This window comes from Cytobacillus sp. FSL K6-0265 (assembly GCF_038003465.1).
Classification (GTDB): domain Bacteria; phylum Bacillota; class Bacilli; order Bacillales; family Cytobacillaceae; genus Cytobacillus; species Cytobacillus stercorigallinarum.
Genome location: NZ_JBBOPE010000001.1, coordinates 1,088,431 through 1,101,224 on the forward strand (window position 1 = coordinate 1,088,431; position 12,794 = coordinate 1,101,224).

Genomic DNA, 12,794 nt, shown 5'->3' on the forward strand with positions numbered 1-12,794 from the left:
CTTGTTCTCATTTGTTTCTTGGTAAAGAGTATTGCTTAATAAAACATGATAGTAATATAACTTAGTGCAAACAAATTCAGCTAGAGATTTCTCACCAAAGAAGAACTGGCCATACTGTTCATTAGTGAGAAGTCCTTGTACATTCGTACAAGGCTTTTTGTGTATCCAAAGATTAGTCAAAAATGAATTTTTGAAAAATTTTCTAAAGTCTAAAAGGAATGATTTTATGGTCTATAAAGATCAAATTCAAGAATGGTTTAATGAATTTCATAACCATCCAGAACCTAGTTTTAAAGAGTATGAGACAACCAAAAAAATTACGTCTATTTTGAGTGGTTTAAAAGTTGATTATCAAACTTTTGGGGATTTAACAGGTGTAATTGCAGAGGTGGGAAATGGAGAGGAAGTGATTGCTGTAAGAGCCGATATGGATGCACTCTGGCAGCAAGTGGATGGTACATATCGTGCAAATCACTCCTGTGGGCATGATGCGCATATGGCTATTGTTTTAGGTAGTATTCTTTATTTGGATAAGCAAGCTTTAAGTAAGCGAATCCGTTTTATTTTTCAGCCAGCTGAAGAAAAAGGGAATGGATCTCTAGAAATGATTAAGCATGGCGCGATGGAAGGTGTTACACATTTGTTTGGCATCCATCTCAGACCACATGAAGAATTATCTTTAGGACAAGTATCACCATCCATCCATCACGGTGCATGTGTCACATTAGAAGGAAAAATTAGTGGTGAAGATGCCCATGGCGCCAGGCCTCATCAAGGAATAAGCGCAATTGATGTAATTGCTGCGATTTATCAATTATTAAAAAATATCTATTTGTCCCCGTTTGCTGCGTATTCTGTCAAATTAACTAACATTCAAACAGGTGGAGAAAGCTTAAATATCATTCCGGGCCATGCCACCTTTGGTATTGATATAAGAGCGCAAAAAAATGAACAATTAGCAGAACTACAAACAAAAGTGAGTAAAGGGTTAGGCGATATTGCTGCAATGTTTGATGTCGATATTTCATTTGATTGGAAAGATTATACACCAGGTGCAGTCGTCTCTGAACAAGCAGAAGCGAAGGCAATACGGGCAATTACAGAGGTTTTAGGGTCAGAAAGTGTGGCTCCCCCGCTCATTACCCCGGGAAGTGATGACTTTCATTTTTATACAATCAAACATCCAAATGTCCATGCAACAATGATTGGTTTAGGTGCTGACTTAAAGCCTGGATTGCACCACCCGCAAATGAGCTTTAATCATACAGTATTGGACCAGGGTGCTCGAATAGTAGCAGCAACACTAATGAAAGCGTAATTAAAGTGAAAAAATGAATTGGGAGGATTTCTATGAAAAAGGATCAAAAGATGACATTTGGTATGGCGCTAATTCCTTTAGTTGTCATGATAATAACAATGATGATTGCGGTTATTTATTTAGATCAAGGACCTCATATTCCATTAATTATTGGCACAATTGTAGCGGCATTAGTTGCTTGGAAAGCAGGATATAATTGGAAACATATTGAGGAATCGATGTATAAGGGGATTAAACTGGCATTACCGGCTGTCATTATTATTATGTTAGTTGGTTTAGTCATCGGCTCTTGGCTAGGTGGCGGTATTGTCGCGACAATGATTTACTATGGATTGAAAATAATTACACCGTCTTTATTCCTTGTAACGATAACCATTATTTGTATGGTTGTCTCTTTATCAATCGGTAGTTCTTGGTCAACAATGGGTACAATTGGTGTTGCAGGTATGGGAATCGGTTTGAGTATGGGCATTCCTGCACCAATGGTTGCCGGAGCAATTATTTCAGGATCTTATTTTGGAGATAAGATGTCGCCACTTTCTGACACGACAAATTTAGCAGCCGGTTTAACAGGTACGGATTTATTTGATCATATTAAGCATATGTTGTATACAACAATTCCAGGAATTCTCATTGCTTTAGGTGTTTATTGGTTCTTAGGGAAGGATTTTGGTAAAGGTGGAGCAAATCCAGGGGAAATCGAACAAACGATTCTTGTCTTACAAGACACCTTTGTTATTTCCCCATGGTTATTACTTGTGCCACTCATTGTCATTGTGATGGTTGCAAAAAAAGTTCCCGCAGTACCAGCATTAGTCGTTGGTATTCTTTTAGGGGTGCTGTGTCAAATATTTGTACAAGGTGGATCGCTCTCTGAAGCAGTCAATGCCTTACAAGCAGGTTATGTGCTTAATACCGGAAATGAAATGGTAGACGGCCTCTTTAATGGTGGTGGGCTCGATTCGATGATGTTCACCGTCTCCATGACAATTGTAGCGATGACGTTTGGGGGGATACTGGAAAACACCGGTATGCTACAAGCGATTGTCAATCAGATCCTAAAGTTAGCTAAATCTGCGGGGAGTCTTGTGGCAACGACGATTGTATCTGCATTTGCAACAAATGCTACTGCTTCTGAACAATATATTTCAATTGTTGTCCCAGCAAGGATGTTTTCCAAAGCATATCGTGATAAAAATCTCCACTCTAAAAATCTGTCAAGGTCACTTGAAGATGGTGGAACGTTAACGTCAGTATTTATTCCTTGGAATACATGTGGAGTGTTTATTCTTGGCACATTAGGAATAGGTGCATTAGAATATGCACCATATGCGATTTTTAACTTTATTGTTCCGATTCTTTCAATTATTTACGCATTCATAGGCTTTACAATTGTTAAAATCTCAGATGAAGAGAAAAGGATGTTGGAGAAAGAAGAGGATGCATCATTAAATGCATAATGATAAAGAAAGCCGAGGAATGACTTCGGCTTTCTTTCCATTAAGAAGGAGAGACTTAAATGAAGATTTCAGCCATTACTATTTATGCCATTCGACTACCTTTAAAGCAGCCATTTGTTATCAGTTATCACACATATAAAGATATGCCATCTATTATCGTAAAAGTGGAAACAGATGAAGGGCTGATAGGCTATGGAGAAGCAGTACCTGATGAGCATGTGACAGGAGAAACATGGGAAGGCACTTATCAAGTAATTAAACATACGCTTGGACCAGCCATATTAGGAATCAATCCAATGGAAATTGAAAAGGTACATGAAATCATGGACAAGCTCATCTATCAAGCACCTGCTGCTAAAGCAGCGATCGATATTGCTTGTTACGACTTAATCGGTAAAAAACTACAAGTGCCCGTGTATCAACTCATCGGTGGACGTTACCATGAGCAATTTCCCATCACACATGTGTTAAGTATTGGTGAGCCAGAAAAGATGGCGACAGAAGCACTGGAACAAGTCTCAAAAGGTTACACATCTTTTAAAATCAAAGTAGGAAGGGATGTGGATGGGGATGTAGCAAGAATTAAGGCAGTTGCTGATAGCGTTAAAGACCAAGCAGTGATACGAGTGGATGTTAACCAAGGTTGGCAAACAGCGGCTGCTACTTTAAAAGGAATAAAGGCATTAGAAACGGTAGATATAGATTGGTTAGAGCAACCGGTAAGGGCAGATGATATTGATGGTATGGCATTTATTAGGTCTCATTCATCCGTTTCCCTTATGATTGATGAAGGATTAAAGGGAGCAAGAGAGTTGAAAGAGATTATTCAGAAAAATGCATGTGATCGGATAAACATTAAGTTGATGAAGTGTGGTGGTATTTTGCCAGCAGTTAAGCTTGCATATCAGGCAGAACTAGCGGGGATTGAGTGCCAGGTCGGATCAATGGTAGAATCATCAATTGCTTCAAGTGCAGGTTTTCATGTGTCTTTTTCTAAAAAGAATATTACTAGTGTAGAATTAACTGGACCACTGAAGTTCTCTAAGGATATCGGTGACTTACATTATGATATTCCTTATATTTCTTTAAAAGACCAACCTGGTTTAGGCGTAAATATTGATGAAGAGATGCTAAAAGAACTGACTGTATTTGAAGATGTATTAAAGGAGAGTTGAAGAGTTTGAATGTAATCATGAGAGACATAACCAAACAAGGCCCATCTTATGATGTTATAAATCTAGAAGAACAGCATATTGAACAAATTCTGCAATTGCAACAAAAGGTTATCCATGCCCTACCTGATAAAAAAGTATTACAGCCATTATCGAAAGAGGAGTTCCTCTATATTTTAAAGGGAAATGGAAAAATGGTTGGTGCTTGGGTCAAAGAGCAATTAATTGCCTTTCGCGCATTACTCATTCCGCCTGAGAATGACCCCGAGCATCTGGGCCTAGATGCTGGTGTAAAGGATTTGTCTACGGTTATCTATCAAGAAATATCTAATGTAGATCCAATGTATAGAGGGAATAAACTACAGCAAAAACTTGCTCAAATTTTAATGGAACAATTGAAAGAAGAAGCACATCATTATAGATATGTTTGTTGTACAGTCGCTCCTTTTAATTACCCTTCCCTTAAGGATAAGTTTGTCCAAGATATGCAAATCATTGGACTTAAGGAGAAATATGGGGGTAGCCTTCGCTATGTTTTTATGAAAGATTTGCAAGCTGCTAAAGTTGCCCAACAAGGAGAAGTGATTGAAATAAAGATGGATGATATCAGCAAACAACAGCAATATTTGCAGTCTGGTTGGCGTGGTGTGAAAATGATCATAGCAGAACAGGGGACAAAGGTGGTTTACGCTCGTTTTTAATATGTGAGATATAATACGAAATAGTTTGACATTTAGAGTGAAGCGATGTATCTTAAATAATAATATTTGAGAGCGTTGAGTTGGAGGAGTAGTTTGACACCCTTATCTATAAGAGAGCTACTTATTTGAGCTGAAAGAGTGGCGATAAGGAGTTAGATGAAAGACACCAATGAGTTCCATCTGAAAGGTATTACTGAGTAGGCATGGACGGTGGCCACCGTTAACGGGCGTATAAGAGATTACATTGTATGATGTAATAATTAGGGTGGTACCGCGAGAACCGAGCCTCGTCCCTTCTGGGATGAAGCTCGGTTTTTTGTGTGATTAGAAAGGGGTGATTCACATGGATAGTGATGATGACGATAACGACGATGCAAACAAAATAATAAGGAGTGTGAATGATGATGGGCAAAATCAATGAAGGAATAAGCCGTGTGAATTGCTCCGCTGTAATGGAATATGTGAAAAGAAAGGTTACACTATGTGGGTGGGTTCATCGTGTTAGACATTTAGGGAAAATTACTTTCTTACAGTTACGGGATCGTAGCGGCATTATTCAATGTGTATTAGAGAATGAATTTGCTGAAATGAAACTTTCATTAGAATCTGTCATTTCTGTACAGGGTCTTGTTGTAAAGACAATGAAAACCGATAGGGGTGTAGAGGTAATTGTAGATAAGCTTCAGTTATTAAACGCTGCTAATGCACCCTTACCAATTGAACTGAATCAAAAAGAATTAGATGTCCACATGGACACATTATTGAATCATCGTGTTTTATCACTACGGAACCATAAAGAGCATCTAATGTTTAATATGAAGTCAGCAATTGTTGACGCCTTTACCTCTTTTTTACGAAATGAGGATTTTATCCAGATATTCACGCCGAAAATTGTAGCAGCAGGGGCTGAAGGAGGGGCGAACCTCTTCTCAATAGACTATTTTAATCAACCTGCTTATTTAGGGCAATCACCACAATTTTATAAGCAAATGATGGTAGCAGCAGGATATGAACGTGTATTTGAAGTGGCTCCTGTTTACCGAGCGGAAGAACATGCGACATCTAGACATTTAAATGAATACATTTCACTTGATTTAGAGATGGGGTTTGTATCTTCGAGCAAAGAGTTGATGGAATTAGAGGAGAATCTTTTACGTTTTATTTTTAACACCATTCGGGACCGCTATCAAAAAGAGTTGCAAGAGGTCGGTGTAACCATTCCTTTAATAGAAAGAATACCCTGTATATCCCTTCATGAAGCAAAGCAAATTTTAGCTCATGAATATCATAAATCGACTAGTGAGTTGGAAGATTTGGATCCGGAGGGAGAACGCTTAATTTGTCAGTATTTTTCTGAAAAGGAAAACAGTGAATTCGTTTTTATCACACATTATCCAAAGACAGTTAGACCAATGTATGCCAAGCCATTAGAAAATCACTCATTATACACAGATTCTTTTGATCTATTGTATAAAGGGATAGAGATTACAACTGGTGGCTTAAGGATTCATGATTATCAAGAATTAATTTCTTCAATAGAAGAAAATCACTTAAAAGTTGCAGATTTTGAAAGTTATACGAATGTTTTTAAATACGGTATGCCTCCACATGGGGGTCTTGCAATAGGCTTAGAGCGATTGACAGCTAAAATAATGAATCGGCCTAATGTCCGCTTTGCATCGGCATTCCCACGAGATCGACATCGATTAACCCCATAAGTCATGCACGAACAAATGCTAATGATATAAGTATTTGTTCGTGCTTCTTTATGGAAGGCAAGCTATGATAAGGCAGAAAGGATATTAATCGCTTTCTACCGTCGTATCAGCCATCTCCACTAAATGTTGTGCGTTGCGACTAATTTCTTGAATCGTCGCTGAAAACTCCTGAATGGAGGCTGCTTGGGTATCTGTTAATTGATGAATTTGTGAGAAAGATTGATTAAGCTCAGTGAGTAACCCCGCGATACTTTTCGTAATTTGATCGATTTGCGAAACATGGTCTTTACTATTACTTGCAAGTTTACGAATTTCTTCTGCTACTACAGAGAATCCTCTTCCAGCGTCCCCAGCTCGTGCTGCCTCAATCGCTGCATTTAAACCTAAAAGGTTACTTTGATCAGAAATACTCTTTACTGCAGTGGATATTTTTCCGATTTCATCTGCACTATGGCTTACAGTCCCCATTTGTGAAGACATGTCAGTCACTTTATCTGCAAGGATCGTCACTGATTTGCTTATCTCTTCAATGGCTGCAGCTGTTTGTTCTGATACTGCTGAAAGACTTTCTGCTACATCGAACAACTGATTGGACTTTTCTAAACTAATTCCAATACCTACTCCACCGATTACTTCACCCTTCTCATTATGAAGGGGGATGGCTTTTGCAATAAGGGGAAAACCGAATAATTCTTTTGGTACCATCGATGTTTTCGTGCAATTTGTACGTATGGATTCTGTAATAATATCACCGTCTATTAGAGGGTCCCCGGGAGAGACATTTAATGAAAATGTCTTTCCTGGATAATTAATGATTAATTTCTCTGTATCATATATACCAATAGTAATATCATCTTGAATTAATGTATTTAAGTAAGGCGCTACTTTTAGAAAAGCGTCCATTATGTTTATTGATTGCTGTTCTGTTTCAATCATCTTTTTATCTCCCTAATTATTAATATGGCAACTGCCGTTGACTATAATTAACAGAAATCCACTTCATTGTAGTAAACTCATCTAAGCTCCATTCCCCATTTAAACGACCAAGGCCGGATTGCTTTTCACCACCAAAAGCAACAATAGGTTCATCGTTAATCGTGACATCATTTACATGAATCATACCTGTGTGAATTCTTTTTGCCATTTCAACACCGCGTTCTACATTGGCAGTATGAAGCGCCCCGCTTAATCCGAGTTGTGTATGATTAGCGATAGCAACAGCATCTTCTTCCGTATCAAAAGTCATAATACATACAACAGGACCAAAGAGTTCTTTTTGTGCTACTGTCATTTCAGGTGTCACATTTGTTAAAATCGTTGGTGCAACTAAATTTCCGCTAATTTCTCCTAATAGGATAGGTTCTGCCCCTTCTTGAATGCCCGTATGAATTAAATCTTCTAATGTTGCTGCTTGTCGTTTGTTAATAACAGGACCGATCACGGTTTCAGGGTCGCTAGGATCACCGACTTTAAGTGCTGCTACCTTTTCTTTAAACTTGTTCATAAACGTTGGGTAAATTGATTTTTGAACGAGAATCCGATTCGCAGACATGCAAATCTGTCCTTGGTGTGTAAAACGGCTAAATGTTGCTGCGTTCACGGCATAATCAATATCTGCATCTTCCATAACGATAAAAGCACTATTACCACCTAACTCTAGTAAAGGCTTTTTAAAGTTTTTCACTGCTACTTGGCCGATGTAGCTACCTACTGTAGTAGATCCGGTAAAAGAAATGATTCTTGGAATAGGGTGTTCTACAAAGCCATCGCCTATTTCCTTAATATCACATAATACAACATTTAGTAATCCTTTAGGTACACCGGCTTCTTCAAATATCTTTCCTATTAATGTACCACCAGTTACCATTGAATCTTCATGAGGTTTGAGGACTACTCCACATCCCGCGCCAAGTGCAGGAGCAACTGATTTCATAGAAAGGAAGAAAGGGAAGTTAAATGGACTAATGACGCCAACCACACCAGCTGGAACTCGATATAATCTATTTTCTTTATGGTCTTCTGTAGACGGCAGAATTTTACCTTCCATACGTAGTGGATAAGTGGCTGCCTCTTTAATCATATTTTTTACAAGGCCAATTTCAAATGCCGCTTTTAATCGAGTACCTCCAAGTTCAGCAATAATTAACTGGACAATCTCTTCTTCATGTAAGTCGATAATGGCTACCGCTTTTTCTAATATGTCTCGTTTTTTATAAGGGTTGACACGATCCCACTCTAGCTTAGCCTTAGCACTCGCCTGATAGGCTTCATCAATATCTTCTAATGTAGCACCATTTACTTCTGCAAGGATGTCTTCATTAAATGGATTAATATTTTGTAAGAGAGTTTGGCTTTTTCCTTGACGCCATTCTCCATTTATAAACTGCTTATTTAATACTGATAATTGAAAACTCATGGAAAAACCTCCTTAGAATATATGAATCTAAGTTGTTTATCGACCATAGGAGTCGAATATGATAGTTAGTAAATGTAAAATATATAGGTAATTATATCTAATATTGTTCATGTTTCGTTGAATTGTCACAAACGATAGTTTTGTAAATATCGCATGAAATCAATTTGTTGGTTGGTTTCTGTTCTCATCCAAGCGTATGTATGCGTTTGGGGTAATGAAATTTTTGATTGAGGGACTTCTAATAACCATCCTTCCATTAATTCTCTTCTTACAGTGGACAGCGGTAAATAGGAAACTCCCAATCCTTCAATAATGAACCGTTTAGAAATATGAATTTGCGATACTTTCATTGTTTTGATAAAGGAATACTGATAGTGGAGATCATTTTTTAGCTTTGACCAGTATATAGGGTGATTGTCGGTAATTAAAAGATTATGATTTAAAATCTCTTCCTCATCTAATGGTGGTGCACTTTCAGCATCTTTTCCATCATGCGCAATAATTAATTTAACATCTTCAGAGTATAGTATTTGAAATTGCACCTCTCTTGAAATAGGGAGATTACAGCTCAAGCCGATATCAATATCCTCTTCGAAGAGTGCTTTTTCCATTTCCTCGGGTTCTAGTACAGAAACAGCTACTTCAACAAATGGATGTTTACGCATATAATTTTTTAAGGCAAAAGGTAGAATCGTATCAGCGATAATCGGAGAAATTCCTATGCTTAGTGAGGCAGTATATCCTTGAGTATAATGACTAAGTTCTTTTTTACCCTCTTCAAAACTTGATAAAATTTGTTTAGCATACGGAAGAAATTGTTTCCCGGCTTTTGTTAAGCGCATGGATCGTCCCTCTTTCTTGAAAAGAGTGGTTTCTAATGCTTTTTCTAGATGACGTATATGGACAGTAACTGACGGTTGCGAAATATAAAGAGCTTCTGCCGTTTGTCTAAAGTTTAAATAGTTTGCTGCTGTAATAAAGGTTTTTAACCATTGGAAATCCAATTTTCTCCCCGTCCTTTCAATTAATATTTTTAAATAAATTGATAAAAAATATTTAATTTTCTTAATTATATAGCACGCGTATACTAAAAAAAAGAAGAGAGGAGAATGAACATGATCAGTAAAGGCTTAAAGGGTATCGTTGCGGTTGAAACAAAAGTGGCTCTTGTAGATGGAGAAAAAGGCAGATTAACTTATCGAGGGTATGATGTTAGAAAATTGACAAAAACATTAACATTTGAAGAAGTAGCCTACCTACTATGGTATGGTGAATTGTCGAAGGGTAGGGAAGTGGAGGAGTTCATTCAAAAGATAAAAGATCATAGAGCTATAAGCCCTTTGCAATGGGAAGTGCTGCAGGCATTACCTAGAGATATGAGTTTAATGGATGTTATCCGAACACTTATTTCATTAGAAGGTGATCAAGCTTACAGCTTTCCCCCTACTGTGGAACAAGCAATCAAGCTAACAGCGGTGGTTCCTACGATTATTGCTTACCGTACGAGACTATTAGACAACAAAGAAGTGGTCCATCCAGAACTGCAGTTGTCACATGTTGAAAACTATTTATACATGCTTACTGGAAAAAAACCGTTAATGGCTCATGTTCAAGCATTAGAGACGTATATGATTTTAACGATGGAACACGGTATGAACGCATCAACATTTGCCGCTCGTGTGACCGCTTCGACTGAATCAGATATCGTTTCTAGTATTGTCACAGCAATTGGTACAATGAAAGGTCCATTACATGGTGGTGCACCTACAGGGGTTATCGCATTATTAGAAGAATTGAAGGTTAGTAACGATAGAGAGAAAACGATTAAACATAAAATACGAAGTGGTGAAAAATTAATGGGGTTTGGTCATCGCGTATATAAAACGGTTGATCCGAGAGCCGAGGCATTAAAAGAAAAGTTACTAGCGATGCAAGTAGAGGATTCTTGGCTTCATTTTGCGATTGAAGTCGAAAAGGAAGTGGTTACAATACTTGCGGAGTTAAAACCTGATAGAAAACTATATACCAATGTTGAATTTTACGCAACGGCAATTATGAGAGCGCTCTCAATGGATCCTACTCTTTTTACGCCCACCTTCACTGCTGCTAGAATGGTAGGCTGGACTGCACATATTCTTGAACAAGCTGAAGATAATGTCATTTTCAGACCACAATCGACGTATGTCGGATCGGAAAAATAATCTCTGTATGTAAATGACAAAATGGTTGCCCAAACAAATGGGCAATTATTTTGTTTATAGTGTAATTTTACACCAAAGCAGATGTTATTACCTATATATTTATAATTTGAAATAAAATATATGAAGCGTATGTGGGAGGGCGGTTATGAAGTATATTTACTCTTTTAGTATGTTTGTCTTGTTTTTGTTGATGTGTGTTTATTTAGTTGCTACATTGGCGATGAGTTGTATATGAATCATCTTATTTTTCCACCTGCACCAGATGGAACACCTACTGTGGTGGATCAAGCGTTGTATGCCTATAAAGTTTCAGGCTATCCATATTATGCCGTTCTCTGCTTTTTAGGAATGGTTGTACTTAATATATTTTATAGAAAAAAGGGGAAAAGTAAGTAGTTTCGATTTATTCAAAATACTTCTCAATAAAAGCTGCTTCTTCTTCTGGGGATAAGATTCCAGTTGCCTTACCAATTGTGCCATTTTGCAATGACCAGAAATAATTGTGATCATTATCTACATTAGAGAAATCCCCTTTGCTCCATTTATCTAATATAGCTAAAAGCTCTTCTTCATGTTCAAATTGATTGTTTTCGATCGTCTTTCGCACTTCTTCAATTGCTTGTTCTGTCATTCGCACGGAACCCCATTTTTCACTTGCCTTGACTTTTTGGTGCGTCATTTTATGCATCACATCAATTACTTTACTTTGAGTCGATTCTGGACTTAATCCAGTATTTTCCGTATAGGCAGCCGTATCCACATCTAAACTAGCTTCTTTTGATGTTTTATTTGAAGTATCATCCCGATGATTAAATGCAGAAAGAGAATCATCACTTAAATAACTTGCTGTAAACCATCCTCCACTAATAATCACAAAGCCACTTATTATAATTATGAGCCATTTTTTCATATGAATTTGAATCACCTTTCTTAGAGTATCAATTTAATACAGATTATTGCGAATATTTTACCATAATTTAAAATCATTTGTATATTTATCGTATTATACGATATAATCTTATTATAAGATAAAAAAGAATGAGGTTGATGATTTGAAAGCAACTGAAATAAATAAATACTGGACAGACATCTATTTTTACTTGCGTTATCAAAATCAAAATGAGGATAAGATATCCCATCAAGGTGTAAGGATTTTGCAGCTTTTAGATAAATGTGAACATATTGGAATAAAAGAAGTAGCGAGAAATCTTGACGTCTCACACAATACTGCCTCTGAGCATGTGAAGAGGTTAATTAACAAGTCATGGATACATAAAGAAAGGTCAACAGTAGATGAGAGAATGGTTATATTAAGGTTAACTGAACAGGGGAGACAAGTGCTAAAAAGAAATGCAAATCTTGACGAGGGAAAATTAGAGCATATTTTAGCTAGTTTGACGACCGAGGAGCAACAATTGATTGATACAGCCTTACACTTATTAAGTGAGCGAGCGAAAAATGCAACTAATAGTTAAAATACTATTTTCAGCAATCATCATTGGCGTTGTCACAGAAATGGCTAAACGTTTCCCAACATATGGCGGTATCATTGCTGCATTGCCGCTTGTTAGTTTATTAAGCCTAATGTGGCTCTGGATAGAAAAGAATGATACAGAAGTGATGAGTGAATTTACACTTGGTGTTCTTTTAGGGTTACCAAGTACGATTGTGCTTTTGGCTATTATCTTTTTTTCGCTAAAGTCTGCTTTTTCTTTTTCTGTTTCTATTCTTTTTGGTGTGTTTGGTTGGGCTGTTTTTCTCGGAGTGCAATTTGTCTTACTTAACCTATGGAAAAACATTAATTAATC

At 37.2% G+C, this 12,794-nt stretch carries 12 protein-coding genes and 1 other annotated feature; of the genes, 8 read left to right on the forward strand and 4 right to left on the reverse strand.

Going from position 1 to position 12,794, the window contains the following annotated elements; translation table 11 throughout:
• The first annotated feature begins 226 nt into the window (after window positions 1–226).
• From MHH73_RS05605 to aspS, 5 genes are all read left to right on the forward strand, one after another.
• Window positions 227–1,318 carry an amidohydrolase gene (locus tag MHH73_RS05605; protein WP_341065414.1) on the forward strand — a complete coding sequence of 364 codons (1,092 nt, stop codon included), beginning with the start codon at window positions 227–229 and terminating at the stop codon, window positions 1,316–1,318.
• Window positions 1,319–1,350: 32 nt separating this feature from the next.
• Window positions 1,351–2,778 carry a Na+/H+ antiporter NhaC gene (gene nhaC / locus MHH73_RS05610; RefSeq protein ID WP_341065417.1) on the forward strand — a complete coding sequence of 476 codons (1,428 nt, stop codon included), beginning with the start codon at window positions 1,351–1,353 and terminating at the stop codon, window positions 2,776–2,778.
• Window positions 2,779–2,837: 59 nt separating this feature from the next.
• The gene (locus tag MHH73_RS05615) at window positions 2,838–3,953 is read left to right on the forward strand and encodes a mandelate racemase/muconate lactonizing enzyme family protein (RefSeq protein WP_191815650.1); all 1,116 of its coding nucleotides are present in this window, start codon (window positions 2,838–2,840) and stop codon (window positions 3,951–3,953) included.
• Window positions 3,954–3,958: 5 nt separating this feature from the next.
• The gene (locus MHH73_RS05620; protein ID WP_445662515.1) at window positions 3,959–4,651 is read left to right on the forward strand and encodes a GNAT family N-acetyltransferase; all 693 of its coding nucleotides are present in this window, start codon (window positions 3,959–3,961) and stop codon (window positions 4,649–4,651) included.
• Window positions 4,652–4,717: 66 nt separating this feature from the next.
• Window positions 4,718–4,949: a binding site (T-box leader), on the forward strand.
• Window positions 4,950–5,055: 106 nt separating this feature from the next.
• The gene (aspS, locus tag MHH73_RS05625; RefSeq protein WP_445662540.1) at window positions 5,056–6,369 is read left to right on the forward strand and encodes an aspartate--tRNA(Asn) ligase; all 1,314 of its coding nucleotides are present in this window, start codon (window positions 5,056–5,058) and stop codon (window positions 6,367–6,369) included.
• A gap of 84 nt (window positions 6,370–6,453) precedes the next feature.
• Here aspS and MHH73_RS05630 read toward each other — a convergent pair whose 3' ends face one another.
• From MHH73_RS05630 to MHH73_RS05640, 3 genes are all read right to left on the reverse strand, one after another.
• Window positions 6,454–7,305, reverse strand: a complete 852-nt coding sequence (locus MHH73_RS05630) for a methyl-accepting chemotaxis protein (protein ID WP_341065422.1) — start codon at window positions 7,303–7,305, stop codon at window positions 6,454–6,456.
• A 19-nt stretch (window positions 7,306–7,324) separates the two neighbouring features.
• Complete coding sequence (locus MHH73_RS05635; protein ID WP_191815654.1) at window positions 7,325–8,785, reverse strand: aldehyde dehydrogenase family protein; 1,461 nt, start codon at window positions 8,783–8,785, stop codon at window positions 7,325–7,327.
• 125 nt (window positions 8,786–8,910) lie between these two features.
• Window positions 8,911–9,789 carry a LysR family transcriptional regulator gene (locus MHH73_RS05640; RefSeq protein WP_341065425.1) on the reverse strand — a complete coding sequence of 293 codons (879 nt, stop codon included), beginning with the start codon at window positions 9,787–9,789 and terminating at the stop codon, window positions 8,911–8,913.
• Window positions 9,790–9,900: 111 nt separating this feature from the next.
• Here MHH73_RS05640 and MHH73_RS05645 point away from each other — a divergent pair, with 111 nt between their 5' ends.
• Window positions 9,901–10,986, forward strand: a complete 1,086-nt coding sequence (locus MHH73_RS05645) for a citrate synthase/methylcitrate synthase (RefSeq protein ID WP_341065428.1) — start codon at window positions 9,901–9,903, stop codon at window positions 10,984–10,986.
• A 403-nt stretch (window positions 10,987–11,389) separates the two neighbouring features.
• Here the strand turns inward: MHH73_RS05645 and MHH73_RS05650 are convergent, their stop codons facing one another.
• The gene (locus tag MHH73_RS05650; protein WP_341065430.1) at window positions 11,390–11,896 is read right to left on the reverse strand and encodes a DUF6241 domain-containing protein; all 507 of its coding nucleotides are present in this window, start codon (window positions 11,894–11,896) and stop codon (window positions 11,390–11,392) included.
• Window positions 11,897–12,038: 142 nt separating this feature from the next.
• On the opposite strand from MHH73_RS05650, the gene MHH73_RS05655 reads away from it, so the two are divergent.
• Window positions 12,039–12,461, forward strand: coding sequence for a MarR family winged helix-turn-helix transcriptional regulator (locus MHH73_RS05655; protein ID WP_341065432.1), 423 nt, complete (start codon window positions 12,039–12,041; stop codon window positions 12,459–12,461).
• Window positions 12,445–12,792 carry a DUF3147 family protein gene (locus MHH73_RS05660; protein WP_191815666.1) on the forward strand — a complete coding sequence of 116 codons (348 nt, stop codon included), beginning with the start codon at window positions 12,445–12,447 and terminating at the stop codon, window positions 12,790–12,792. Before MHH73_RS05655 ends, MHH73_RS05660 begins: the two co-directional genes overlap by 17 nt.
• The last annotated feature ends 2 nt before the right edge of the window (window positions 12,793–12,794 follow it).

Bases quoted from the DNA above. Each gene is read 5' to 3' on its own strand.
- MHH73_RS05605 (WP_341065414.1), top strand. From the start codon at position 227: ATGGTCTATAAAGATCAAATTCAAGAATGGTTTAATGAATTTCATAAC.
- nhaC (WP_341065417.1), top strand. From the start codon at position 1,351: ATGAAAAAGGATCAAAAGATGACATTTGGTATGGCGCTAATTCCTTTA.
- MHH73_RS05615 (WP_191815650.1), top strand. From the start codon at position 2,838: ATGAAGATTTCAGCCATTACTATTTATGCCATTCGACTACCTTTAAAG.
- aspS (WP_445662540.1), top strand. From the start codon at position 5,056: ATGGGCAAAATCAATGAAGGAATAAGCCGTGTGAATTGCTCCGCTGTA.
- MHH73_RS05630 (WP_341065422.1), bottom strand. From the start codon at position 7,305: ATGATTGAAACAGAACAGCAATCAATAAACATAATGGACGCTTTTCTA.
- MHH73_RS05635 (WP_191815654.1), bottom strand. From the start codon at position 8,785: ATGAGTTTTCAATTATCAGTATTAAATAAGCAGTTTATAAATGGAGAA.
- MHH73_RS05645 (WP_341065428.1), top strand. From the start codon at position 9,901: ATGATCAGTAAAGGCTTAAAGGGTATCGTTGCGGTTGAAACAAAAGTG.
- MHH73_RS05650 (WP_341065430.1), bottom strand. From the start codon at position 11,896: ATGAAAAAATGGCTCATAATTATAATAAGTGGCTTTGTGATTATTAGT.
- MHH73_RS05660 (WP_191815666.1), top strand. From the start codon at position 12,445: ATGCAACTAATAGTTAAAATACTATTTTCAGCAATCATCATTGGCGTT.